Raw genomic sequence first — 23,464 nt, 5'->3', positions numbered from 1 at the left:
TCAGCTTCCCGGTCCGGAGAAGGTGACGTTCAGCTCGCCGTGGTCGACGTCCACCGTCACGGTCGAGCCGTCGGGAGCGTCGCCGCTCAGCAGCGCCCGGCCGATCCTGGTCTCGACCTCGCGGGCGATGAACCGGCGCAGCGGCCGGGCCCCGTACACGGGGTCGTAGCCCTGGTTGGCGATGAGCTTGAGCGCCTGGTCGGTGACCCGCAGCGTGAGCCGCCGGTCGGCCAGCCGCCGCCTGACGTCGGAGAACATCAGGTCCACGATCCGCTCGATCTCCGCCTCGGTCAGCGGCTTGAACAGGACGATGTCGTCGACCCTGTTCAGGAACTCGGGCCGGAAGTGCGTGCGCAGGTCGTTCATGACCCGGTCGCGGGCCTCCGGCTTGACCTCGCCGTCGGAGGTGACCCCGTCGAGCAGGTACTGCGAGCCGATGTTCGAGGTCATGATGATCACTGTGTTGCGGAAGTCGACCGTGCGGCCCTGCGCATCGGTCAGCCGCCCGTCGTCCAGGATCTGCAGGAACGTGTTGAACACGTCCGCGTGCGCCTTCTCCACCTCGTCGAAGAGGACCACCGAGTACGGCTTGCGCCGCACCGCCTCCGTGAGCTGGCCGCCCTCCTCGTACCCGATGTAGCCGGGAGGGGCGCCGACGAGGCGGCTGACCGTGTGCCGCTCCTGATACTCGCTCATGTCGATGCGGATCATGTTGTCCTCGCTGTCGAACAGCGTGGCGGCGAGCGCCCTGGCCAGCTCGGTCTTGCCGACGCCGGTCGGCCCGAGGAACAGGAACGACCCGACGGGCCGCCGCGGATCCTTGATGCCCGAGCGGGCGCGGATGACCGCGTCGGCCACCAGCCGCACGGCCTCCTCCTGGCCGATGACCCGCTCGTGCAGGGTCTCGTCCAGGCGCAGCAGCTTCTCGCGCTCGCCCTCCTTCAGGCGGGTGACCGGGATGCCGGTCCAGCGGGAGACGATGTCGGCGATCTCGTCCTCGGTGACGACCTCGCGCAGCAGTCGGCGGCCGCTCTGGCGGATCGCCAGCTGCTCCTCCTCCGCCCGCAAGCGGCGTTCCAGTTCGGGCATCTCGCCGTGGCGCAGCTCGGCGGCACGGTTGAGGTCGTAGTCGCGTTCGGCCTGCTCGGCCTCCCGGCGTATGGATTCCAGCTCTTGGCGCAGGGCCTGGACCTTGCGCAGGGCCTGCCGCTCGGACTCCCACTGCGCCCGCATGGCGTCGGCCTCGGCGCGCAGGTCGGCGAGCTCCTTGCGCAGGTCGGCGAGGCGCTCCTGGCCGGCGGTGTCGTCCTCCTTGGCGAGCGCGGCCTCCTCGATCTCCAGCCGCATCACCCGCCGGGTGAGTTCGTCGAGCTCGGCCGGCATGGAGTCGATCTCCGTGCGGATCATCGCGCAGGCCTCGTCGACCAGGTCGATGGCCTTGTCCGGGAGGAACCGGTCGGAGATGTAGCGGTGGCTCAGCGTCACGGCGGCGACGATGGCGCTGTCCTGGATCTTCACACCATGGAAGATCTCCAGTCGCTCGCGCAGCCCCCGCAGGATCGATATCGCGTCCTCTTCGGACGGCTCGTCCACCAGGACGGGCTGGAACCTGCGCTCCAGGGCCGCGTCCTTCTCGATGTGCAGCCGGTACTCCTGGACCGTGGTCGCGCCGATCATGTGCAGTTCGCCTCGGGCGAGCATCGGCTTGAGCATGTTGCCCGCGTCCATGGCGCCCTCGGTCGCCCCGGCCCCGACCACGGTGTGCAGCTCGTCCACGAACAGCAGGATCCGTCCCTGGGCCGCCGTGACCTCGTTCAATACGGCCTTGAGCCGTTCCTCGAACTCGCCGCGGTACTTGGCGCCGGCCACGAGCGCGCCCATGTCCAGGCTGAAGACGGTCTTGTCGCGCAGCCCCTCGGGGACGTCCCCGTTCGTGATCCGCTGGGCGAGTCCTTCCACGATGGCCGTCTTGCCGACGCCGGGGTCACCGATCAGCACCGGGTTGTTCTTGGTCTTGCGGGACAGGATCTGGATCACCCGGCGGATCTCCGTGTCACGGCCGATCACCGGGTCCAGTTTGCCTCCCCGGGCCTCGCTCACCAGGTCGCGGCCGTACTTCTCCAGCGCCTCGTAGGCGACCTCCGGCATGGCCGAGGTGACGCGCTGGTTGCCCCGGACGGCGGTCAGCGCCTCCAGGAACCGGTCCCTGGTGAGCCCCTGCTGTTGCAGCAGCCGGCCGGAGGCCGTGCCGGAGCCCTCCTCGATCAGTGCCAGCAGCAGATGCTCGACCGAGACGTACTCGTCCTTGAGCCTCTTCGCCTCCCGCTCGGCGGTGTCCAGCAGCCGCGACAGCCGCTGCGTGAGGTAGACCTGTCCGGGTTGCGCGCCCGGCCCGCTGACCTTGGGACGGCGTTCCAGGGCGTGTTCCAGGTCCCTGCGCAGGGCTTCGGGGTCGGCTCCGGCGTGCTGCACGAGCCGGGGGGCCAGCCCGTCCGGCTGTTCGAGCAGGGCCAGCAGCAGATGCTCGGCGTCGACCTCGGTGTGCCCATAGCGCAGCGCCTTCGTCTGGGCGCCGTGCAGGGCCTCCTGCGACTTCTGCGTCATGGTGTCCGGGTCCATTCCAGTCCCCCTAGTGTCGTGAGGCTTGCGTGCGCAGGGAGCCCTCCAGCGCCTCGATCCGGTCGAGCAGGTCGATCACCAGCCCGATCGCGGCATAGCTGATCGACAGGCCCTCGTGCAGCCGCCGGATGCGGGCGGCCGCGGCGACCTCGGAGGGCGGGAAGCAGAGCTCGCCCCTGGCGTCCCTGACCGGTTCCAGCAAGCCGAGCACCACGAGGCGGCGGACGGTCTCCGGGTGCAGCCCGGTGACCCGCGCATAGGCGTCCAGGCCCAGCCGTGTCGGGCGGACGATCGCGTACGTCGTCATGAGACCCTCCTCGGGTCGAACCGGGACGCGGCGGCGAGCTGTTCGAACAGGCGCCGTTCCTCCTCGGCGGGCTCGGGCGGCACCATGATCCGCACCTCGGCGAACAGGTCGCCGGGCGTGCCGCGGGGGTTGGGCATGCCGCGCCCGCGCAGCCGCAGACGGCGGCCGGTCGAGGTCCCCGGCGGCACTTTCAGCTTGGCCTCGCCGCCTGGCGTGCCGATGGCGACCGTGGCGCCCAGAGCGGCCTCCCAGGGGGCCAGCGGCAGGTAGGTGTGCAGGTCGCGGCCCTCGACGCGGTAGCGAGGATGCTCGGCGATCCGGACGATGAGGTAGAGATCGCCCGGCTGGGCGCCGTGGCCTCCCCGGCCTCCCTGGCCGGACAGCCTGATGCGCTGGCCGTCGGTCACCCCGGGCGGGATCGTGACGTCCAGCCGCCGCCCTCCGCCCAGCGTGATCGTCCGGCGCCCGCCGTGGTAGGCCTCCTCGACCGAGAGTGTCAGCTCGGCTTCCTGGTCCGCGCCCTGCACGGGCCCCCACGAGCGCCTGCCCCGGCCGTCGAACATGCCGCCGAACAAGTCCTCGAAGTCGATACCTCCGGCACCTCCGGCGGCCGTCCCGAAGCCGTCGCTCGTGCGCCATTGGCCACCTCCGCCACGTGCTTCGCCGGCGGAGCGGGCACCGGCCCGGGAACGGCTCCTGGCGTACTGCTCGGGGTCGACGTCCGGCGGCACCTGGCGGAAATCGTGCCCGAACGCGTCGTACCTGCGGCGCGCTTCGGGATCGGAGAGCACGGCGTACGCCTCCGAGACGTCCTTGAAGGTGTCCTCTGCCCCGGGATCCTTGTTGACGTCGGGATGGTATCTGCGGACCAGTTTGCGGTAGGCCCGCTGGATCTCGTCCTGGTCGGCGTCACGGCCGACTCCGAGCACTTCGTACAGGTCGCGTCGGTCGGCCATCACTCCGCCCTCGTGGCTACCACCACCACCGCCGGGCGCAGCTGCCGCTGGTCGCCGCCGTAGCCGGGTTGCAGCACCTCCACGACGGTGCCGGGCGCGACGTCGTCGCGTTCGACGGTCGAGACCGCCTCGTGGTGCCGGGGATCGAACGGCACGCCGGTCTGGTCCTGGCGGCGGTAGCCGAGGCGGTTCAGCGTGGCGACCGCCTGGTCGCGCACCGCGCGCACCCCCTGGACGACCGGATCGGCGTCGCCGTCTCCTTCGGCGGCACTCAGCGCGCGCTCAAGGTTGTCCAGGACGGGCAGCCACTCGGAGGCCACCTTGTCGCGTTCCTCGGCCCGGAGCCGCTCGGTGTCCCGGGCGATGCGCTTGCGGACGTTGTCCAGCTCGGCGACCGCACGCAGCCACCGGTCCTCCAGCTCCGCGAGCTTCGCCTCCGATCCCCCGAGCGGTTCGGCCTCGTCGGCGCCGGCCTGGGCCGCCCGCGCACCATCTTGGTCAGGACGCTCTTCGTGGCCGTTCATGTCACTCCGTGTCAGAGGCGGTGAACTCGGCGTCGATCACGTCGTCGTCGGCCGGGGCGCCCGAGGCGCGTTCCGTCCCGCCCTGCGGGGGCGTGCCGGACGGCTGACCGGCCTGCAGGGCCTGATAGACCTGCTGGAGTTCGCCGCTGAGCGTGCGCAGCCGGTCGATCGGCGCCTCCTGCTCGATCGCCTCGCGAGCGTCGTGGACGAGCTGTTCGGCACGCGCCTTCTCGTGCACGGGCACGGCGTCGCCGAGCTCCTGCAGGCGCCGTTCCACCTGGTAGGCGACCGAATCCAGCTCGTTGCGGGCCTCGGTCGCCTGCCGCAGCCGGAGGTCCTCGTCGCGGTGCTGCTCGGCGTCCTGGACCATCCGCTCGATCTCCTGCTTGTCCAGCGTGGAGGTCTCGCTGATGGTGACCTTCTGCTCGGCGCCGGTGTCCTTGTCACGCGCGGTGACGTTGAGGATGCCGTTGGCGTCCAGGTCGAAGGTGACCTCGATCTGCGGTTCTCCGCGTGGCGCGGGACGGATGTTCTCCAGGCGGAAGCGCCCGAGAACGCGATTGTCGGCCGCCCGCTCGCGTTCTCCTTGCAGGATCACGATGTCGACGGCTTCCTGGTTGTCGTCGGCGGTGCTGAACGTCTCGGTCCTGCGGGCCGGGATCGTCGTGTTGCGCTCGATGACCTTGGTCATGATGCCGCCGAGCGTCTCGACGCCCAGCGACAGCGGCGTGACGTCGAGCAGGACGACGTCCTCGACCTCGCCCTTGATGATGCCGGCCTGGACCGCCGCGCCGATGGCCACGACCTCGTCCGGGTTCACCGTCATGTTCGGGTCCTTGCCGCCGGTCAGCCTGCGCACCAGGTTCTGCACGGCGGGCATCCGGGTGGAGCCGCCGACGAGGATGACCTCATCGATGTCCGCGGGCGTGAGCTTGGCGTCCTGCATGGCCTGCTCGACAGGGTGGACGCAGCGCTCCACCAGGTCGGCGGTGATCTGCTCGAACGTGGAGCGCATGAGCGTCGTGTTGAGGTGCTTGGGTCCCGAGGCGTCCGCGGTGACGAAGGGCAGACTGATCGTGGTCTGTGTCACCTCCGACAGTTCGACCTTGGCCTTCTCCGCCGCCTCGAACAGCCGCTGGAGAGCCTGCGGGTCCGCGCGCAGGTCGATGCCCTGCTCCTTCTGGAACTCATCGGCCAGGTGGTCGACGATCCGGCGGTCGAAGTCGTCACCGCCGAGGTGCCCGTCGCCGGAGGTCGAACGGACCTCGACGACGCCGTCTCCGATGTCGAGGAGGCTGACGTCGAACGTCCCGCCGCCCAGGTCGAAGACCAGGACCGTCTCGTTCCCCTTCTTGTCCAGCCCGTACGCCAGGGCCGCGGCGGTCGGTTCGTTGATGATCCGCAGGACCTCCAGCCCGGCGATGCGCCCCGCGTCCTTGGTCGCCTGGCGCTGTGCGTCGTTGAAGTACGCCGGCACCGTGATGACCGCCTCGGTCACCTTCTCGCCCAGGTGCTTCGCGGCGTCCGCGGCCAGCTTGCGCAACACGAGGGCCGAGACCTCCTCGGGCGCGTACAGCTTGCCCTTGACGTCGAAGCGGACGCTGCCGTCGGGTCCCTCCGCCACGTCGAAGGAGACCGCGTTGATCTCGCTCTTGACCTCGTCGAATCGGCGGCCGATGAAGCGCTTGGCCGAGTAGATCGTTCCCTTCGGGTTGAGGATGGCCTGCCGGCGGGCGAGCTGGCCCACGAGCCGCTCACCCTGGTCGGTGAACGCGACCACGGACGGCGTCGTACGTGCGCCCTCCGCGTTCGCTATCACCGTCGGATGCCCGTCCTCCGTGGCGGCGATCACCGAGTTGGTCGTGCCGAGGTCGATGCCTACTGCCTTCGCCATTGCGGCTCTCCCTTTGGTCGATGCTTGCGAGCGGGTACGCGTCCGGGCGGCGTGCTCCGGCTCGACGAGGACGTGCTTCTCCTTCGCCGCCATGAGGTGGGCACTTCAATTCGGCGGTGCTCGGCGTCCGCCGCCTCGCCGACAGTGATTCGAGGTGGCGTACATCGTTTCCAGGTCTCCTGGGCCCACCTGCCGAGGTCGTCGCGGTCCTCCTTGTCGAAAGCGCGGGCATAGCGGCGGACTTCCGGGGGGCGCTCACATAGCGCCGGGCACCGCCCGCCCCGCGGTCGCGCTGGCAATGCCGACACATCGCATCGTTCTTGAAACGGAAACGATGCCCGAAGCCGACAAGGCGTATTTCAACGAACGTACTGCCCGACCTCCCCCGAAATAGGGCTGCGGCACGTCCCGTGAAGGATTTTGACTATGACCAAAGAAGACCTTGGCGTCATCGGACGACATGCGGCAGGGGGCGGCAGGGGAGGCACGCCATGCGGGGACAAAGCGCTATCAGAGCTCAGAACACCATGCTGACCTGGATAAACGTCAACACGCATGTTCCTCATGACGGCTTGGTCGCCGACCCCCGAGAGGCCGTGGTGCGGCGGCCCGGTCAACGCGCGATCCACACGCAGCGACCGATGGTGGGTTGGGTGGCATTCCGAGGGGTAGGCACAGCCGACAGCCCCGTCTGGATTGTGGGTGACGCGTAGACCCGAGCTTGATCGGCTGGCCGGCGCCCGTGGCGAGCGCACTCTGCGGCGTTCGCCGGAGATACCGCGTCGTCGTCCAGATAAGGCGGCAGACCTGCATGGCCGGCGCCCCGCCCAGGCGGGCGGAGAAAATCGCCTGCCTGCCGATGGTGCGGGGTCTATACAGAGGAGAATCGATGGAACTGACGGCCACGACAACGATTCGCAAACCCGTACCGGAGGTTTACGCGTTCTGGCGCGCCCTGGAAAATCTGCCGACGTTCATGGCACATCTCGAGGAGGTCCGCGGCACCGGTGACCGTACGAGCCATTGGGTCGCCCGCGCCCCGTTCGGCAAGGACGTCGAGTGGGATGCGGAGATCGTCGTCGAGGCGCCCGGCGAGAAGATCGTGTGGCGGTCGATCGGCGACGCCGACGTGCCGAACGCCGGCACTGTCCGGTTCATGCTCGCCCCGGACGGTGTGAGCACCGAGGTGCAAGTCGCTTCCAGCTACGACATCCCGGGCGGCACGGTCGGCGACGCGGTCGCCAAGTACTTCGGCGAGGAACCGCACCAGCAGCTCGACGACGACCTGCGCCGGCTCAAGCAGGTGCTGGAGACGGGTGAGGTGGTCCGGTCCGACGGCGCCCCGTGGGGCAAGCAGGCCCGCAAGGAGTTCCCGCAGCATCCGGCGCGACCGCTGTCGCCATCCGAGCTCGCGAAGGGAGCGGACGAATGAGGGCGAATACCTGGGCGGGACGCAACAAGGTCGAGGTCCGTGACGTGCCGGACCCGACGCTCCTGAACGAGCGCGATGCCATCGTGCGGATCACCTCCACCGCGATCTGCGGCTCGGACCTGCACCTGGTCAACGGGTACGTGCCCACGATGCAGGACGGCGACGTCATGGGCCACGAGTTCATGGGTGAGGTGGTCGAGGTCGGCGCGGGCGTCGATCCGGGCCGGCTGCGCGTCGGGGACCGGGTCGTCGTGCCGTTCCCGATCGCCTGCGGCGCGTGCGGCGCCTGTGCCGCCGAGCTGTACTCCTGCTGCGAGAACTCCAATCCCAACGCCGGGATCGCGGAGAAGATGTTCGGTCACCCGGTCGCCGGGATCTTCGGCTATTCGCATCTGACCGGCGGCTTCGCGGGCGGTCAGGCACAGTACGCGCGGGTGCCGTTCGCCGACGTCGGTCCGCTGAAGATCGAGTCCGATCTGACCGACGAGCAGGTGCTGTTCCTCTCCGACATCCTGCCGACCGGCTACATGGGTGCCGAGATGTGCGACATCCAGCCCACCGACGTGGTGGCGGTGTGGGGGGCCGGCCCGGTCGGGCAGTTCGCCATGGACAGCGCCCGGGTGCTCGGCGCCGCGAAGGTCATCGCCATCGACAAGGAGCCGTACCGGCTGGAGATGGCAGAACGGGCGGGCCACACGCCGGTGAACTTCGAGGAAGTCGACGTACGGTCCCGGCTGCTGGAACTGACCGGTGGCCGCGGACCGGACAAATGCATCGACGCGGTCGGCCTCGAAGCCAGCCACGGCAGTGCGCACATCGCCGCGTACGACCGCATCAAGCAGGCCGTGCGGTCGGAGACCGATCGCCCGCACGCGCTGCGGCAGGCGATCCTGTCGTGCCGCAGCGGTGGCGTGGTCTCGGTGATCGGCGTCTACGGTGGCCTGCTGGACAAATTCCCCGCCGGGGCGTGGATGAACCGGTCGCTGACCCTGCGGACCGGCCAATGCCACGTACAGCGCTACATGAAGCCGCTGCTCCAGCGCATCGAGCGCGGAGAGTTCGATCCGACCCGGATCATCACCCACAGGCTGCCCCTCGATGAGGCCGAACGCGGCTTCGAGCTCTTCAAGAACAAGCAGGACAACTGCGAGAAGGTCGTCCTCAAACCCTGACGGCCCCCGCATCGGGCCGCCGCGGCGAGCGCGGTGGCCGGATGCGGGTCTGTGGTCGCCCGCCCGGCAGTGCGGACGGGCCCCAGGGAAGGGGGCCTACGCGTCCTTCTCGTCCCGCCGGCCGCCGGGTTCGGGATGGTAGCCGTAAGCGGCGGCCCGCACCGTGTCCTCGTCCTCCAGCCCGGAACCGATCGCGCCGCCGACGGTGGCCAGCGAACTGATGATCCAGGCCAGCATCAGATAGTCACTGAGATCGACCGGCCGCTCCAGGCTCTGCTCCAGCACCGATGTGTCGATCAGCAGCGCCGCGGCCAGTATCGTCCCGGCGAACAGCACCAGATAGGACACCGCGGTGGCCAGGGTGAGGGTGAGGATCGTGCCGAGGTTGAACAGCCGGGCCAGCTCGGCCGGTGTGTCCCGGTCCGGTTTCTCCCACAGGTCGTGCGCGATGATCAGCCAAGCCACCAGCGCGGTCAGCCCGAGAAGCATGATCGCGGTGAGGCGGGGTCCGCCGAGCGCATCGCCCATCTGCCAGATGGTGTTGGTGGTGAGCGCGAACGCGGCCGTGCCGAAGGCGCCGACCAGCAGCTTGGACAGGCCCAGCAGGGCGCGCCCCGGGCGGTTGGCCCGGACCATCCCGGTCACCAGCCGCACCCGGCCGATCAGCCGCGAGGCGACGTAGCCCAGTTCCCCGGCATCGGCCTCGCCGACCACCCGGTGGATGGCGGCGACCCGCCCGACCGTCTGGGCCGGTGCCCCGCCGGCCTGCGGCACCTGCTCCTCGCGAGCGTCAGTGAGCAGACGGCCCACGAGATCGGGAACGGCTGTGCGGACCGTTTGCAGCTGGCGCAGTCCGAGCGCGGGCAAGGACACCATCGCGACCCGGCGCCGGGCTGACGTCTGCGCGACCAGCGGCACCCGCTCGGTTTGCAGCGGCAGGTCGGTCAGGCACACCGCGACGTCCCACCGGGCGTCGACGCGTCGGCGGGCAAGATCGTCCAGCAGCGCCTCGACACCGCCGCCGCGGCGGGGAGCCACCTCACCCCAGCCTTCCCGGACGATCCACCGCACGTCCGCGTCCACCCGCTCGGCGAGCAGGTCGGCCAGCTCGGCGGTAAGCCGCCCGACCACATGGGCCGGATAGTCCGGCGGGGTCGCCACGAGCCCGACGACGATCTCCGGACGCCCCTGATCGCCGGTGGCCATGGACGCTCCTCACCCTGCAGCCGAGCAAGATCACACGACTGCCTACCCGCCCTCACACGACACATGCGTCACTTGCCAGATCATGCCTTGAGGGGAAGCTTCCTGATTCGGACCCCGGGCGGGTACGGAACGTCCGACCACGGTGATCAACGACGGCGACCCGGAAGGCAGGGCCCGGTGGGTGGAGGCGACCCGTCCAAGAATCCCGGTGCTCAGAAGCGCCGGGCATGGATCTCCTCCGAGCGCTAGTGAACCAGCCTCTTCCTTAATGGCCTCATGCTCCGTCATGGAATCAAGGAGTGATCCGTCCCGTGGGGCAGATCAGGCGCAGATGCCGTCGTCTGCCTCCCCGTTCAGACTCCTTGATCGTTACCCTTCGTATTCGAGGTGTCTCCGGCTTCCCCGGCCAGGCGGATGTCGGCGATGACGTCGAGTCCGGTGTCAGTGGTCAGCCAGTCGCGCAGACCGGAGCGCCTGATCTTCTTGGACGGCGTGTAGGTGAGGTCGCTGACGAAGACCAGCCGGGTCAGACGGGCCCAGTCGCCGATGCGCTGGCCGACCATGCCGCGCAGCTCGCGCGCCAGCTCCACCAGGTCGGCTGACTCGTCCCGCCGAACGACGAACGCGACGGGCACCTGGGTGTAGAACTCGTCCGGCGCGGCGATCACAGCGCAGCGCCCGACGGCCGGGTGGGCGGCCAGGAGTGCTCGATGCCGAGTCCGGACACGCTCTCCTCGCCACCGTCGCCTACCGCCGTGTGTGGGACCGGGCGCGCCGGGTCGCGCTGTTTGACGCCGAGTACGCTTCGCCGCTCGCCAAGCGTCCGTACGACCTACGCCACGCGTGCGTGTCCACCTGGCTCAACGGGGGAGTCCCGGTTCCTCAGTTCGCCGAGTGGGCCGGCCTCAGTGTCGAGGTCCTGCTACGCGCCTACGTCAAGTGCATCGAGGGGCAGGACGAAGCGGCCAAACGCCGCATCGAGCAGGCCCTACGGGACCTAAGGGACGACTGAACTTCGGCACGTCTTCGGCACAGATGCCCGCCGAGAGCCGGTGACAGTCGGACACAGCCGGACGGACATGAGAAGCGTCCGACCGCGTATCCGCAGGTCGGGCGCTTCTTTTGCTGCTCAGAGAGGTGGGCAGGGGCGGGGCCGAACCGCCGGCCTTCCGCGTTTCAGGTCACAACGCCTGAGCGCTGTACTGACCTGCAAGAGCCCAGGTCACCCACGAGTGAGAAGCCGATAAGCGGATCGTCTTCCCTGGGGAGATTACTCTCTGCTGTGATGCAGATACCCACTGCTTGTGGTGATCATGCCTCAGATTCCGTTGGACTGCAGTGTGGGCACTGTGGCTGGTGACGAGGGGTGACCAGCTGTGGCCAGGGGGAAATTTGGCGAACCGGTAGCCTCTGTTGGTGATGACCGGAAATGACATGGGGCCAGGTGACCCGACGGTCGTGGTGCCGCCGATGACGGGGCTCGGGGAGACCGAGGTCCTCGGGATGCTGAATGTCAGCCGGGCGGTCGTCAGCGGCGGGTCGGAGTCGATCGTGCTCGATCAGATCGCGCGGGAGGCGGCGAAGGTCGCGCACGCGGGCGCGGCGCGGATCCTGCTGTCCGGCGGGCGCCACGGATTCCGGGTCGCGAGCAACTATGGGATCGGCGAGGTTTGGGCACGCCGCCTCGACCGGATGCGCGAGGAGGCTGAGATCGGCCCGGCGGGCATCGCAGTCCGGCACGGTGTCCCGATCGCCATCGATGATCATCGGACGCATCCGATGTTCCGCCCGTGGTGCGAGGCGGCGCTCGCGGCGGGCTTCGGGGCGATGCTGCTGGTCCCGATGAAGGTCGACGACCGCTGTATCGGGGCGATGGCGATCTTGCGTGCCGCACGGGGGCCGTGGCCTCGCGCGCAGATCGACGTCCTGTGCTTGTTCGCGGCGCACGCCGCGTCCACGATCAGGATCGCGCAGCTCGTCGAGGGGCAGGCGCGCAGGCTCTCCGCGCTCGACCGCGCGGTCGACGGCCTGCGCGCGCAGGCACACGAGCACGCCAACCGCCTGCAGGCCGTCGCGGGGCTGCTCGCGCTCGGCGACGTGGACGCGGCGATGCGGTTCGTCGACGGCCTGACGGCCGTCTATGTCATGGAGAATGATCAGATCACGAGCCGCATCGAGGTGCGGGTGGTGGCGGGCCTTCTCATCGCGGAGGGCAACATCGCACGTCAGCGTGGTGTGACGCTGGAACTCGCTGAGGACAGCACGCTGACGCACCTGCCGTCGCGGCTGAGCGACGCGGATGTCGTCACGATCTTGGGCAATTTGATCGACAACGCCGTTGCCTCGATCCTGGTGCTCCCGCAGCGCGAGCGCGTCGTCACGGTCCGGATCTGCGCGGGGGCCGAGGAACTCCTCGTCGAGGTGTCCAACCCGCTGCCACCGGGCATGTCGCTCGACCGGGAGCGCATGTTCGAGCGCGGCTACACGACGAAGGGCGGGCACGCGGGCCTCGGTCTCGCCTTGGTCGCCCAGGCCGTCAATGCCGCCTTCGGCGTGATCGACGTTGTGGCGGGAGAGGCCATGACGATCCGGGTGGCGATCCCCTATGACTGAGTGGCGCGTACTGATCGTCGAGGACGACCCGGTCGTCGCGGGCGTCCACCGCCGGGTCGTCTCGGCGTTCCCGGCACTGACCGTGGTCGGCATCGCCGACAGTGCTGAAAGCGCGGCCGCGGAGCTCAGGCGGACCAAGCCGCATCTGGTGCTGCTCGATCTGGGCCTGCCGGGTGTCGACGGACTGACGTTGCTACGGTCCGCGCGGGGTCGGGGTATCGAGGTCGAGGTCATCGCGATCACCGCGCAGAGCACGGCGTCGGTCGTACGCGCCGCCGCCCAGCTCGGAATTCTCGACTACCTCGTCAAGCCGTTCGCCGTCGACAGGCTGCGCCAGGCACTGGCCTCCTTCCTGAACCGGGTGGCGGCGACCGGCGGGGACGAGCTCTGCCAACGTGACATCGACGAGTTTCGCGCGACGACCGGCGCGACGAACTGGGTGCCGAAGGATCTCACGCCGGAGCGCCTCGATCTTGTACGCGGGCTTCTCCGCACGGTCACGCAGGGCGTCACCGCGGAGCAGGCCGCGCAGTCGCTCGGGGTCTCGCGGGTGACCGCCTGGCGCTACCTTGAGTATCTCGTGACGGTCGAGGAAGCCTGGGTCGACCATGTCGGCGACCGTCCCGGCCGACCGCGCAAGGTGTACGTCGCCCGGACGCTCATCGGCTGATCCGCGGTGGAGCGGCCGCACTCTTTTCGCTCGCCTGAACACAACCCGGACCGTGCCGCACATGGTCTTTAGCGTTGCGCTCGTCACCTTCTAGAGGAGCGCTGCTTCGCCGGACGGCGGGTCGGTGCCTTCCCGGACCGTAAAGGACGGGTGCGATGCTCAGGTTGGTCAATTCACACCGCCGGTCCCGTGCGCGGATCTCGTCGCTGGTGGCGGTCTTGGCCGTCACTGTCATGCCCATTGGCCTCACCGCGTGCGGCAGCGCGGCCCAGGGGCCGGCGAAGACCGCCAAGCCGAACGAGGACAAGCCCCTGAAACTCAAGGTCGGCGCGCTGCCGGTCGTCGGGAACGTTCCACTCTTTCTGGCGCAGGAGAAGGGGTTCTTCCGCGAGGAGGGGCTCGACGTCGAGATCTCCACCGACGTCAGCAACCCCGCCAACGCGGTGCCGGCGGTCCTCAGCGGTGACCTCGACCTCATCACCTCGAACTCGGTCACCTTCCTTCAGGCGGTGGGCAAGCGACTTCCCGTCACGTTCGTCTCCGCGGTGAGTTCCAACAGCCCCGAGTACACCGGCACCTACGTCAAGAAGGACAGCCCGATCCGCACGATCAAGGATCTCGCCGGTAAGAAGGTCGGCCTGCTCGCGCTCGGCGGGATCCAGCACGTCGCGTACCTCAAGGCCGCCAAGGACTCCGGGATCGACCCGGGCTCCGTCACGTTCGTCGAGCTTCCGATCCAGAACACCGTGTCCGCGCTCGAATCCGGGAAGGTCGACGCCGCGGGCCTGATAGAACCGTTCATCACCATCGGCGGCAGCGGCCTGCGCCGGATCGCGAGCGGCCTCGATGAGGGCCTGGGCCCGCAGACGCTGGTCACGGGCATGATGACCAGCAACAAGTTCGTCAAGGCGAATCCCGATGCGGCCGGCGGCTTCGCCCGTGCGATGGCACGCGCCGAGACCTACTGCGCGGATCATCCGGGTGATGTGCGCGCGACCCTCGGGAAGGTCAGCAAGACACCGCCCGCGGTCCTGGCCAAGATCGGCATGCCGACCTTCCACAAGGGCTCCGACGCCGCGAGCCTGCGTCAGCAGCTACGCCGGCAGGCGCAGGTCATGGTCGACGTCGGCCGGCTCAAGCAGATGCCGGACGTCGACGGCTCGGTGTTCGGCGGCTAGGACCGACGATGATCGACGTTCATGCGCACTGGATTCCCGCCCACTGCTTCGAAGTGCCCGGCGGGGTCACGCTCCGCGTCCGCGACGGCGAGGTCTTCTACGGGGACGTCCCGCTGCAGTTGAGCGCGGGTGACCTCACCGACCCGGAGGTCCTGCTCGAACAGGCGGCGGCGAGGGGGTTCACGGCGAGCGTGGTCTCCGCCCCGCCGATCAGTTTCGCCCTGGGGAGCGACAGCGCGGCCGTGGAGTACTGCGCGCGGTACAACGAGTCGCTCGGGGCCCTCACCCGGAATGCCGGCGGACGGGTCGTCGCCCTCGGCAATCTACCGCTCGGGCTGCCCGGGGAGGCGCTCGCGATGCTCGATGAGCTCGCCTCACGCGGCGAATTCGCGGGCATCGCGATCCCGCCGATGCTCGGTAGGCTCCGGCTCGACCAGGACCCCATGCGGTCGATCCTCCGCGGCGCGTCACGCCTGGGAATGTGCGTCCTCGTGCATCCGATGCAGCTTCCCGGGCCGGGACTCGGGCACCACTACATGCAGAACCTCCTCGGCAACCCGGTCGAGACGGCCGCGGCGATCGGGGCTGTGCTGCTCGGCGGTGTGCTAGACGAGCTGCCCGACCTGCGGATCTGCTTCGTTCACGGCGGCGGGGCGGCCCCGGCGCTGCTGGGACGGTGGGACCACGGCTGGCGGGCGCGCGCGGACGTGCGCGGCGACCTGACCGATCTCCCGTCACAGGCGTTCCGCCGTCTCTACCTCGACACGCTCGTCCACGGTGTGGACCAGTTGCGTCTGCTGACCGCCGTCGCGAGCGACGCGCACCTGATCGCGGGCTCGGACCACCCCTTCGACATGGGCGACCGTGACCCTGCCTTCCACCTGCGAGAAGCAGGTCTGGACCCCGGCGGCCTCAGGGCCGGCGCACTGAACTTCCTGGGCGAGCGCGGTGCCGCCTGGATCAACGACCAGAAAGGACCGATCGACCATGGCTGAACGGCAGGAGATGCGCGCGAAGCTCAACGAGGTTCTCGAGATCGTCCCCGAGCGCACGGCAGTCCTGGCCATCGACACCCACCGCGGTCACCTCGACCCGGAGATCGCGACGATGCCGGTGGCGGCCGATCTCGCGGCGCGGATCGTGGATTCGTCCGCCCGGCTCCTCAAAATCACCCGCGCTGCCGGGATCGCGACGATCTTCGTCGTCATGACGAACCGCATCATCAACGGCAAGAGCGAGTACCTCTCCAACCCGTTCTGGCGGTCGGTCGACGAGGTTCGCGAGAGCCTCACCCCGGACCTGCCGTCGACGATCGCCGGGCACAACCTCGTCGGCAGCCCGCAGACCCAGGTGATGCCGGAGCTCGAACCGGGCGAGGACGACATCGTCATCGAGTCGAAGCACCGGCTCAGCTCGTTCGTCGACACCGAGCTGGAGGGCACGCTGCGCCAGCTCGGCATCGACACCCTCCTGCTGATCGGCATCAACACCAACACCTGCGTCCAGTGCGCGGCGTTCGACGGGTTCAACCGCGATTTCCGGATCGTGCTCGTGTCCGACTGCGTGGGCTCCAGCTATGGAGACGATCTTCACGAGTTCGGTCTCCAGAACGTCGCCCGCTGCCTCGGCTGGGTGCAGTCGACCGACGAGATCGCCGAGCGTCTCAGCGCGCCCCTCTCCTCGACCGCCGGCGCCTGAGGGTCCACGGATGGTACGGCAGCCAGTCCTCGGGGCAGCGGCCCCGGCCGAGCCGTCGGCGCACGTCCGCGGTCGTGGTGGGCCGCCGTCGGCTCGGCGTGTGCTGCGCCGCCTGGCGGTCACCTACGGCGAGCCGGTGCTGGTGGTCGCGGTCGTGCTCGGCCTGGCCGAGCTGCTGAGCCGGACCGGTGTCATCGCCCAGGAGGTCCTGCCACCCCTGTCCCGGGTCGCTCGCGCGTTCGCGGACGCCGTGGGAGAGGGCAGCACCTGGCGCGCGATCGGGGTCTCCATGGAAGCCTGGGCGATCGGCCTCCTGCTCGCCGTCGGCGTCGCGGTTCCCGCGGGCATCCTGATCGGCGTCTCGCCGCGATTGCACCGGCTCACCTGGGTCGCGATCAATCTTCTGCGTCCGATACCGGTGGTCTCCGCGATGCCCCTGCTGATCCTCGTCTACGGTCTGGGGGCCCGGATGGCCGTCGTCCTGGTGCTGCTCTCGGCGATCTGGCCCCTGCTGCTCCAGGCGATCTACGGGGTCCGCGAGGTCGACCCGGTGGCGCGCCAGATGGCCGTCTCCTACGGGCTTGGCCGCTTCATGCGCTTCCGCCTGCTGGTCCTGCCGAGCGCGCTGCCGAGCGTGGCGACCGGGCTCCGGGTCGCGGCGACCATCGCGCTCGTCCTGGCCGTCGCCGCGTCGCTCGTCGGCGGCGGGCCGGGCCTCGGCTCCGAGATCGCCAACGCTGCGCAGGCCGGGGCCGGCGACCGGATGTGGGCCTTGATCTTTGTGACGGGGCTGCTCGGCCTGCTCGTCACGGCGACCTTCACCCGGATGGAGGCCTACGCGTTGCGATGGCATCAGTCCCAGCGTCAGGGGCACAGGTGACCACCCCGCGTATCGGCCGCCACGTCGGCGGCGCCGCTGCCGGCCTGGTCGTGCCCGTAGCAGCGATCACGCTGTGGTGGGTGCTCTCGGCCGACAGCGCCTCGATCTACTACCCGCCGCTTCAGACCAGCCTTGAGCGGTTCGCCGACGTGTGGGGGACGCAGCCTGGGCTGGGCGATGCGTTCACGAGCATCGTTCGGTTCCTGCTCGGCTACCTGCTGGCGGCGGCGACAGGTATCGGCTTCGGAATTCCCGTCGGACTCTCGCCGCGGTTGCGCCGGGCGATCGCACCGATCACGGAGTTCTCGCGTTCGCTGCCGATCGCGGCGTTGATCCCGGTCGTGTTCGTGATCTTCGGACCCGGGATTCGGATGGAGGTCAGCCTGATCGCGTTCGCCGCGGTCTGGCCCATCTTCCTCAACACGATCGACGGCGTCCGCGGCGTCGACGAGACGATGCTCGCGATGGCCCGCGTCCACCGCCTGAGCCGGGCGATGCGGCTGCGCTGCGTGCTGTTGCCCGCGGCGATGCCGCAGATCTTCTCCGGGCTGCAGGTCAGCCTGTCGATCGGCCTGTCGATCACGATCGTCGCGAGCATGTTCGGCGGTTCGGACGGGGTCGGCTTCTTCGTTCTCAATGCGCAGCGGACCTACGACATGCCGGCGATGTGGGCCGGGATCCTGCTGCTGGCGATCATCGGTCTCGTCTCGGCCCTTCTGCTCGAACTCGTCCAACGGAAGATGCTCGCCTGGCACGCCGGCTGGCGCGGCCACGCACAGGGAGGTGACCGTACGTGAGGTCCGTCAACGGCACGCCGGTCCTTGAGGTGGACCACATCGGCATGACGTACCGGTCACGGGGCGGCGAGACGGTCGACGCGATCGGTGACATCGACTTCCGGGTCGACGCCCGTGAGCTGCTCTGCATCGTCGGGCCGTCGGGATGCGGCAAGACGAGCCTGCTGAAGGTGCTCTCCGGCCTGATGCGGCCGACCGAGGGGACGGCGCGATTCGCGGGCGAGCCGATCGTCGGGCCGCCGGATGGGCTCGCGCTCGTCTTCCAGGAGTACTCGCGCTCACTGCTTCCGTGGATGAGTGTCGTCCGCAACGTGGCCCTGCCGCTGCGTGCGGGCGGTGTCGGCCGCAACGAGCGGCGGGCGGCGGCCGAGGCCGCGCTCGACGCCGTGGATCTGGCCGGGTTCGGGGATCGCTACCCGTGGGAGCTGTCCGGTGGGATGCAGCAGCGTGTCGCGATCGCCCGGGCGGTCGCTTGCAGACCTCGGCTGCTGCTGATGGACGAGCCGTTCGCGTCGGTCGACGCACAGACGCGCGCCGACCTGGAGGACCTCGTCCTGCGCGTCCACGCGGAGCTGGAGGTCCCGACGGTGTTCGTCACGCACGACATCGACGAGGCGGTCTACCTGGCCGACCGCGTGCTGGTGCTCAGCAGGCGCCCCTCCGTCACCCGCACCACGGTGCCCATCAACCTCGATCGTCCGCGTGACCAGGTCGAGACACGTCACGACCCGGAGTTCGTCGAGGCTCGCACCGCGATCGTGCAGATGATCCGCGCAGAGCAGGGGAGCCGTGCTCGTGGCATCGCGAAGGACTGAGTGGCACGTGCCAACGAATCGGAGCCTGTCATGGTGAAGTACGAGTTGTCGCCGGCGCGAACGGCCCTGATCGTCGTCGACATGCAGCGGTTCTTCCTGCGCGACGGCTGGGTCGACGACGCCGCGGGGGTACTGCATCGAGTCAACCGTCTTGCCGCGGGAGCCCGGGCGGCGGGCGCGCTCGTGATCCAGACCGCCCACGTGTTCCGGCCTGACGGCAGCAACGTCGGGACGTACGCGGGGATAGCACCGCAGGTCGCGGAAGCCGGCCTGCTCAACGACGGCACCGAGACGGCCGCCTTCCATCCCGATCTCGACGTGGCGCCCACCGACATCGTCCTGAAGAAGCCGCGCTACAACTGCTTCATCGGCACCGACCTCGACCTGCTGCTGCGCGGCAATGGGATCGACACCGTGGTCATCGCGGGCGTCGCGTCGCATGTCTGCGTGGAGGGCACGGCACGGGAAGCGGCCGAGCGCGACTACCGGACGGTGCTCGCGAAGGACGCCACCGCGACCTACCCGCTCGGCGACCTTGTCGGGCTCGGGCCATCGACGGCCGCGGAACTGCACCGAGCCACCTGCAACTTCGTCGCCTTCACCCTGGGCGAAGTCGCCGACGTCGACTCGATCCGCGAACGGCTGGCCGGCCACACCTCGGCGGCGCGCGCCGCCGCGGCAACCTCTTACGACGGGAGCATCACGCGATGACCGCCAACGAACCGGTCCTCTGGTCCAAGCTGAGCACCACCGAGATCCGGGACGCGGTGCAGCGTGCGCACGCGACGGTCATATGGCCGATCGGCGCGACCGAACAGCACGGGCCGCACCTGCCCGTCGATGTCGACCACGTGCTCGCGGCGAGCATCGCCGAGCGTGTCTCGGCCCGCACAGGGATTCCCGTCCTGCCGACGCTACCGATCACCTCCTCGTGGTACTGGCGGGGCTGGCCGGGAACTCTGTCGATCAGCGCCGCCACACTCGGTGCCGTACTCCTTGAGGTCTGTTCCGGACTCGCCGCATCGGGTGTCCGCCGGCTGATCCTGCTCAACGCCCACGGCGGCAACATTCCGGCACTGATGGAGTTCCCGGACCGGGCGTCCCAGGCGGTCCCCGACCTCGCCGTCCGCGTCCTCCATTGGTGGGAGGCGTCCCCGCGGGTGACGGCACTCGCCAACCGCGACACCGCCCCAGGCGACGGCGGATACCGGGTGACGCACGCCAACGTGGGCGAGACCTCGCTGTACATGGCGCTCGACGCCGGAACGGTCCGGCTCGACCGGATCGACGCCGAACCGGATCTGGACGCCGTCCCGCGCTTCTACTTCCGTCCCACCGCCGAGTTCAGCCCGAACGGCGTCTTCGGTCACCCGAGCGGAGCGACGCCGGAGCAGGGCCGTGAACTGCTCAAGATCGTGATCGATGACATCGTGGCGCTGACGGAGCGGGCGGCGGCCGAGATGCTCGCCGACGGGGCATGACAGGCGGCTCGGGACGCGCCGTGCTCGATCGTCCGGTGTGACTGATCGGCATGGACGCCTCGACAGTCGCTGCGGCTGCCGGTGCCGCCCCGGCCGCGCCCTATGTTCACGGCCGTGATCAAAACGCCGGGCATGGGACCGTCGTGGTGAACGCTGGTGACCGGCCGATGAGCGATCACGCGACCTGATTTCGAGATGCCGACCTTGACACGCCACGACGTCACCATCACCGCTTCTTCGCCACCGGAAGCAGCCGAGTTGCTGAGCCCGGAGGCGACCGCCTTCGTGGCGGAACTCCACCGGAGGTTCGGGGCGCGCCGCGACCAGTTGCTCGCGGCGCGCCATGAACGGCGGAAGGCGCTCGCGTCGGGGGCGACCCTCGACTTCCACGAGGACACGCGTGAGATTCGCGACGCGGCGTGGTCGATCACGCCGAACCCGATGGTGCTGGCGGACCGCCGAGTCGAGATCACCGGTCCCGCCGAACCGAAGACGATCATCGACGCGCTGAACTCCGGGGCAAGCGGCTTCATGGCCTGTATGGCGGAAGCCATGACGCCCACCTGGGACAACTTGATGACCGCGCAGTCGGCGTTGCGGGCGGCCACCCGCGGCGAGCTCGCGTACACCGCCATCGATGGGCGCCGGTGGGAACTGGCGCCGGAGCGGGCGACGCTCCACGTCCGGCCACGCGGATGGCATGCGGACGAACCGGCGTTCCTCGTCGACGGCGCACCGGTCGCCGGCGCGCTGCTCGACGCCGGGCTCTTCTTGTTCCACTCGGCCCGCGAACTGGTGGTGCGCGGCGCCGGTCCTTTTCTTTACCTCTCCAAGCTGGAGAGCTACGCGGAGGCGGCGCTATGGCGCGAGGTGTTCGTGGCGGTCGAGGACGAACTCGGATTCGGCCGCGGGACGATCCGCGCCACCGTGCTGATCGAGACACTGCCGGCGGCGTTCGAGATGGATGAGATCGCGTTCGAGCTCCGTGACCACCTGACCGGTCTCAGTGCAGGACGCCGGGAGTACCTCTTCAGCACGATCAAGTTCCTCGCCGAGCAACCGGAGTTCGTGCAGCTCGACCCCGCGCGCGAGACGACGACCGGGCCGTTCATGCGCGCCTACGCGGATCTGCTCGTGACGACCAGCCACCGCCGCGGCGCTCACGCGATCGCAGGGATGGGCGCGTTCGTTCCCGACCGCGGCGGACCGGGCGTCCCCGCCGCGGCCTTCGAGCGCGAATGCGCGGGCAGGGGCAGCGAGGCGCAGCTGGGGTACGACGGCACCTGGGTCGCGCATCCCGATCTGGTGCCCGTGGTGCGCGCCGCGTTCGACGCGGTCCTTGATGGTCGGCCGAACCAGCTCGACCGCGACCACCACTCGCCGACGATCACCGCCCGCGACCTCCTCGACCTGCCCCCCGCCACCTGCGGGGTGAGCGCCGAGGACGTCCGTGTGAACGCAGCGGTCGCGCTCGGGTATCTCGCGACGTGGTTGGCAGGTCCCGTCGTCATCGGCAACCTCATGGAGGACGCCGTCAGAGCGGAGGCCGCCCGCACGCGGCTGTGGCAGTGGGTCCGCCACGGCGTCCGGACGACCGACGGGGTGACCGTGGATCGCGAGCTCATGCGCTCGGTGTGCCGCAAGGAGGCCGCCCGCTTGGCGGCGCGCGAGGACGGGCCGCCGAGGCAGCGCCTTGAGCAGGCTCAGAAGCTGTTCGAACAGGTGACCTTCTCCGCCGAGCTCGCCGATTTCCTGACCACCCCGGGCCTCGCGCTCGTGCGCCGCCGCATGACGCACCCGACTCGCCACGAAGGTGGAGCATGAGCCTGCTGATCAAGGGTGGCCGGGTGATCACCGGCGCCGACGACTACGTCGCCGACATCCATGTCGCCGACACCACAGTGACCACCATCGGCGCCTCGCTGAACGTCACGGCCGACAAGGTCGTCGACGCGACCGGCTGCTACGTGTTGCCCGGTGGCGTCGATCCGCACACCCATCTCGCGTTCGACATGGCCGGGACGCGTACCGCCGACGACTACGAGTCCGGGACGATCGCGGCGGCCTTCGGCGGGACCACCACCGTGGTCAACTTCGCCCAGCAGCGGCCCGGCGAGCACCTGCGGACCGCGGTCGAGCGGGGCGTGGCCTCGGCGCAGGGCAAGGCCGTGATCGACTACGGCCAGCACATCATCCTCACCCAGCTTGAAGACAGCACGCTCCACCAGCTCGACGAGCTGGTGGGCGAGGGCGTCACCAGCATCAAGATGTTCCTCGCCTATCCAGGCGAACTCATGGTGGACGACGCCACGCTGTTCCAGGTGATGGAACGGGCGGGCGAGCTGGGGGCGCTGTGCTGCGTGCACGCCGAGAACGGCCCGGTCATCGACGTGCTGGTCCGTCGCGCCCTGGCCGCGGGGCGGACCAACCCGTCATGGCACGGCCGGACCAGGCCGGAACTCGCCGAAGCCGAGGCCACCCACCGGGCGATCGCCGTGGCCGAGATGGCGAACGCGCCGGTGTACTTCGTGCATCTGTCCTGCGCGGAGGCGCTCGCCGAGGTCACCGCCGCCCGCGACCGGGGCAGGCCCGTGTTCGCCGAGACCTGCCCGCACTATCTGTTCCTGGACTCCAGCGTCTACGACGACGAGAGCTTCGACACGGCGAAGTACGTCCTCACGCCGCCGCTGCGGGACGTCCGCCATCAGGACGCGCTGTGGCGTGGCCTGCGCGCCAACGGCCTGCAGGTGGTCTCGACCGACCACTGCCCCTTCTGTCTCAACGGGCAGAAGGACCTCGGCGCGGGCGACTTCTCCAAGATCCCCAACGGAGGGCCCGGTATCGAGCACCGACTGCAACTCCTGTACGCGGGGGTGGTCGCGGGGCGACTGCCGCTGCAGCGGATGGTCGAGGTGTTCGCAACGACGCCCGCGAGGCTGTTCGGCCTGTACCCGCGCAAGGGCACGGTGGCCGTCGGGTCCGATGCCGACCTCGTCGTCTTCGACCCGAGCGCGACGACGACGATCAACGCCGCGACCCAGCACATGGCGGTCGACTACAGCATGTACGAGGGCTGGCGGCTCGCCGGCGCGGTGCGCACCGTGATCTGCGGCGGCGCGCCCGTTGTGGAGAACGGCGTGTTCGTCGGCACCCCTGGCCGTGGACGGTTCCTACGCCGCGAAGCCGGTAGCCGACCGTGACCGCGTCCGAATCCAAGAATGA

At 69.5% G+C, this 23,464-nt stretch carries 22 protein-coding genes; 15 read left to right on the top strand and 7 right to left on the bottom strand.

What is annotated here, in order from left to right; genetic code table 11:
• The 5 genes from clpB to dnaK are packed head-to-tail and all read right to left on the bottom strand — an operon-like array spanning position 1 to position 6,300.
• The gene (clpB, locus tag AGRA3207_RS18000) at positions 1–2,619 is read right to left on the bottom strand and encodes an ATP-dependent chaperone ClpB (protein WP_231335839.1); all 2,619 of its coding nucleotides are present in this window, start codon (positions 2,617–2,619) and stop codon (positions 1–3) included.
• A 10-nt stretch (positions 2,620–2,629) separates the two neighbouring features.
• The gene (locus AGRA3207_RS17995; RefSeq protein ID WP_231335837.1) at positions 2,630–2,926 is read right to left on the bottom strand and encodes a chaperone modulator CbpM; all 297 of its coding nucleotides are present in this window, start codon (positions 2,924–2,926) and stop codon (positions 2,630–2,632) included.
• Complete coding sequence (locus AGRA3207_RS17990; RefSeq protein WP_231335836.1) at positions 2,923–3,882, bottom strand: DnaJ C-terminal domain-containing protein; 960 nt, start codon at positions 3,880–3,882, stop codon at positions 2,923–2,925. The genes AGRA3207_RS17995 and AGRA3207_RS17990 overlap by 4 nt, the downstream gene beginning before the upstream one ends.
• Entirely contained in the window at positions 3,882–4,406 is a 525-nt protein-coding gene (locus tag AGRA3207_RS17985; protein WP_231335835.1) for a nucleotide exchange factor GrpE, read from the bottom strand. The genes AGRA3207_RS17990 and AGRA3207_RS17985 overlap by 1 nt, the downstream gene beginning before the upstream one ends.
• 1 nt (position 4,407) lies before the next feature.
• Positions 4,408–6,300 carry a molecular chaperone DnaK gene (gene dnaK / locus AGRA3207_RS17980; protein ID WP_231335834.1) on the bottom strand — a complete coding sequence of 631 codons (1,893 nt, stop codon included), beginning with the start codon at positions 6,298–6,300 and terminating at the stop codon, positions 4,408–4,410.
• Positions 6,301–7,189: 889 nt separating this feature from the next.
• On the opposite strand from dnaK, the gene AGRA3207_RS17975 reads away from it, so the two are divergent.
• Both AGRA3207_RS17975 and AGRA3207_RS17970 read left to right on the top strand, forming a co-directional pair.
• Positions 7,190–7,732 carry an SRPBCC family protein gene (locus AGRA3207_RS17975; protein ID WP_231335833.1) on the top strand — a complete coding sequence of 181 codons (543 nt, stop codon included), beginning with the start codon at positions 7,190–7,192 and terminating at the stop codon, positions 7,730–7,732.
• Positions 7,729–8,904: a zinc-dependent alcohol dehydrogenase gene (locus tag AGRA3207_RS17970; protein WP_231335832.1), complete on the top strand. Its 1,176-nt coding sequence runs from the start codon at positions 7,729–7,731 to the stop codon at positions 8,902–8,904. Before AGRA3207_RS17975 ends, AGRA3207_RS17970 begins: the two co-directional genes overlap by 4 nt.
• A gap of 96 nt (positions 8,905–9,000) precedes the next feature.
• Here the strand turns inward: AGRA3207_RS17970 and AGRA3207_RS17965 are convergent, their stop codons facing one another.
• Both AGRA3207_RS17965 and AGRA3207_RS17960 read right to left on the bottom strand, forming a co-directional pair.
• Positions 9,001–10,110, bottom strand: coding sequence for a hypothetical protein (locus tag AGRA3207_RS17965; RefSeq protein WP_231335831.1), 1,110 nt, complete (start codon positions 10,108–10,110; stop codon positions 9,001–9,003).
• 353 nt (positions 10,111–10,463) lie between these two features.
• Positions 10,464–10,778, bottom strand: a complete 315-nt coding sequence (locus tag AGRA3207_RS17960) for an AMP-binding enzyme (protein WP_231335830.1) — start codon at positions 10,776–10,778, stop codon at positions 10,464–10,466.
• Between the two features lie 35 nt (positions 10,779–10,813).
• Here AGRA3207_RS17960 and AGRA3207_RS17955 point away from each other — a divergent pair, with 35 nt between their 5' ends.
• From AGRA3207_RS17955 to hydA, 13 genes are all read left to right on the top strand, one after another.
• On the top strand, positions 10,814–11,122 hold the full coding sequence (locus AGRA3207_RS17955) for a hypothetical protein (protein ID WP_231335829.1): 309 nt from the start codon (positions 10,814–10,816) through the stop codon (positions 11,120–11,122).
• Between the two features lie 407 nt (positions 11,123–11,529).
• Complete coding sequence (locus AGRA3207_RS17950; protein ID WP_231335827.1) at positions 11,530–12,723, top strand: GAF domain-containing protein; 1,194 nt, start codon at positions 11,530–11,532, stop codon at positions 12,721–12,723.
• Entirely contained in the window at positions 12,716–13,393 is a 678-nt protein-coding gene (locus tag AGRA3207_RS17945; RefSeq protein ID WP_231335826.1) for a response regulator, read from the top strand. Before AGRA3207_RS17950 ends, AGRA3207_RS17945 begins: the two co-directional genes overlap by 8 nt.
• A gap of 233 nt (positions 13,394–13,626) precedes the next feature.
• Positions 13,627–14,571 (top strand): ABC transporter substrate-binding protein, encoded by a 945-nt coding sequence (locus AGRA3207_RS17940; protein ID WP_231335825.1) that lies wholly within the window; start codon positions 13,627–13,629, stop codon positions 14,569–14,571.
• A gap of 8 nt (positions 14,572–14,579) precedes the next feature.
• Positions 14,580–15,566 (top strand): amidohydrolase family protein, encoded by a 987-nt coding sequence (locus AGRA3207_RS17935; protein ID WP_231335824.1) that lies wholly within the window; start codon positions 14,580–14,582, stop codon positions 15,564–15,566.
• On the top strand, positions 15,559–16,269 hold the full coding sequence (locus tag AGRA3207_RS17930; RefSeq protein WP_231335823.1) for a cysteine hydrolase family protein: 711 nt from the start codon (positions 15,559–15,561) through the stop codon (positions 16,267–16,269). Before AGRA3207_RS17935 ends, AGRA3207_RS17930 begins: the two co-directional genes overlap by 8 nt.
• Before the next feature lie 100 nt (positions 16,270–16,369).
• Positions 16,370–17,149 (top strand): ABC transporter permease, encoded by a 780-nt coding sequence (locus tag AGRA3207_RS17925; protein ID WP_231335822.1) that lies wholly within the window; start codon positions 16,370–16,372, stop codon positions 17,147–17,149.
• A complete protein-coding gene (locus tag AGRA3207_RS17920; RefSeq protein WP_231335821.1) occupies positions 17,146–17,946 on the top strand; it encodes an ABC transporter permease in 801 nt (266 codons plus the stop codon). Before AGRA3207_RS17925 ends, AGRA3207_RS17920 begins: the two co-directional genes overlap by 4 nt.
• Positions 17,943–18,761, top strand: coding sequence for an ABC transporter ATP-binding protein (locus tag AGRA3207_RS17915; protein ID WP_231335820.1), 819 nt, complete (start codon positions 17,943–17,945; stop codon positions 18,759–18,761). Before AGRA3207_RS17920 ends, AGRA3207_RS17915 begins: the two co-directional genes overlap by 4 nt.
• A 30-nt stretch (positions 18,762–18,791) precedes the next feature.
• Positions 18,792–19,472, top strand: a complete 681-nt coding sequence (locus AGRA3207_RS17910; protein WP_231335819.1) for a cysteine hydrolase family protein — start codon at positions 18,792–18,794, stop codon at positions 19,470–19,472.
• Positions 19,469–20,242, top strand: a complete 774-nt coding sequence (locus AGRA3207_RS17905; RefSeq protein WP_231335818.1) for a creatininase family protein — start codon at positions 19,469–19,471, stop codon at positions 20,240–20,242. Before AGRA3207_RS17910 ends, AGRA3207_RS17905 begins: the two co-directional genes overlap by 4 nt.
• A gap of 195 nt (positions 20,243–20,437) precedes the next feature.
• Positions 20,438–22,066 (top strand): malate synthase, encoded by a 1,629-nt coding sequence (locus tag AGRA3207_RS17900; protein ID WP_231335817.1) that lies wholly within the window; start codon positions 20,438–20,440, stop codon positions 22,064–22,066.
• Positions 22,063–23,442 (top strand): dihydropyrimidinase, encoded by a 1,380-nt coding sequence (gene hydA, locus AGRA3207_RS17895; RefSeq protein ID WP_231335815.1) that lies wholly within the window; start codon positions 22,063–22,065, stop codon positions 23,440–23,442. The genes AGRA3207_RS17900 and hydA overlap by 4 nt, the downstream gene beginning before the upstream one ends.
• The last annotated feature ends 22 nt before the right edge of the window (positions 23,443–23,464 follow it).

Source organism: Actinomadura graeca, from assembly GCF_019175365.1.
In the GTDB taxonomy this organism is placed as follows: Bacteria; Actinomycetota; Actinomycetes; order Streptosporangiales; family Streptosporangiaceae; genus Spirillospora; species Spirillospora graeca.
The sequence above is the reverse complement of the archived record's forward strand: the minus strand, read 5'-3'. Positions and strand labels throughout refer to the sequence as shown.

What these genes read in the sequence shown, in the direction of transcription:
- clpB (WP_231335839.1), bottom strand. Translation starts at nt 2,619, where the DNA reads ATGGACCCGGACACCATGACGCAGAAGTCGCAGGAGGCCCTGCACGGC.
- AGRA3207_RS17995 (WP_231335837.1), bottom strand. Translation starts at nt 2,926, where the DNA reads ATGACGACGTACGCGATCGTCCGCCCGACACGGCTGGGCCTGGACGCC.
- AGRA3207_RS17990 (WP_231335836.1), bottom strand. Translation starts at nt 3,882, where the DNA reads ATGGCCGACCGACGCGACCTGTACGAAGTGCTCGGAGTCGGCCGTGAC.
- AGRA3207_RS17985 (WP_231335835.1), bottom strand. Translation starts at nt 4,406, where the DNA reads ATGAACGGCCACGAAGAGCGTCCTGACCAAGATGGTGCGCGGGCGGCC.
- dnaK (WP_231335834.1), bottom strand. Translation starts at nt 6,300, where the DNA reads ATGGCGAAGGCAGTAGGCATCGACCTCGGCACGACCAACTCGGTGATC.
- AGRA3207_RS17975 (WP_231335833.1), top strand. Translation starts at nt 7,190, where the DNA reads ATGGAACTGACGGCCACGACAACGATTCGCAAACCCGTACCGGAGGTT.
- AGRA3207_RS17970 (WP_231335832.1), top strand. Translation starts at nt 7,729, where the DNA reads ATGAGGGCGAATACCTGGGCGGGACGCAACAAGGTCGAGGTCCGTGAC.
- AGRA3207_RS17965 (WP_231335831.1), bottom strand. Translation starts at nt 10,110, where the DNA reads ATGGCCACCGGCGATCAGGGGCGTCCGGAGATCGTCGTCGGGCTCGTG.
- AGRA3207_RS17950 (WP_231335827.1), top strand. Translation starts at nt 11,530, where the DNA reads ATGACCGGAAATGACATGGGGCCAGGTGACCCGACGGTCGTGGTGCCG.
- AGRA3207_RS17945 (WP_231335826.1), top strand. Translation starts at nt 12,716, where the DNA reads ATGACTGAGTGGCGCGTACTGATCGTCGAGGACGACCCGGTCGTCGCG.
- AGRA3207_RS17940 (WP_231335825.1), top strand. Translation starts at nt 13,627, where the DNA reads ATGCCCATTGGCCTCACCGCGTGCGGCAGCGCGGCCCAGGGGCCGGCG.
- AGRA3207_RS17935 (WP_231335824.1), top strand. Translation starts at nt 14,580, where the DNA reads ATGATCGACGTTCATGCGCACTGGATTCCCGCCCACTGCTTCGAAGTG.
- AGRA3207_RS17930 (WP_231335823.1), top strand. Translation starts at nt 15,559, where the DNA reads ATGGCTGAACGGCAGGAGATGCGCGCGAAGCTCAACGAGGTTCTCGAG.
- AGRA3207_RS17910 (WP_231335819.1), top strand. Translation starts at nt 18,792, where the DNA reads ATGGTGAAGTACGAGTTGTCGCCGGCGCGAACGGCCCTGATCGTCGTC.
- AGRA3207_RS17905 (WP_231335818.1), top strand. Translation starts at nt 19,469, where the DNA reads ATGACCGCCAACGAACCGGTCCTCTGGTCCAAGCTGAGCACCACCGAG.
- AGRA3207_RS17900 (WP_231335817.1), top strand. Translation starts at nt 20,438, where the DNA reads ATGCCGACCTTGACACGCCACGACGTCACCATCACCGCTTCTTCGCCA.
- hydA (WP_231335815.1), top strand. Translation starts at nt 22,063, where the DNA reads ATGAGCCTGCTGATCAAGGGTGGCCGGGTGATCACCGGCGCCGACGAC.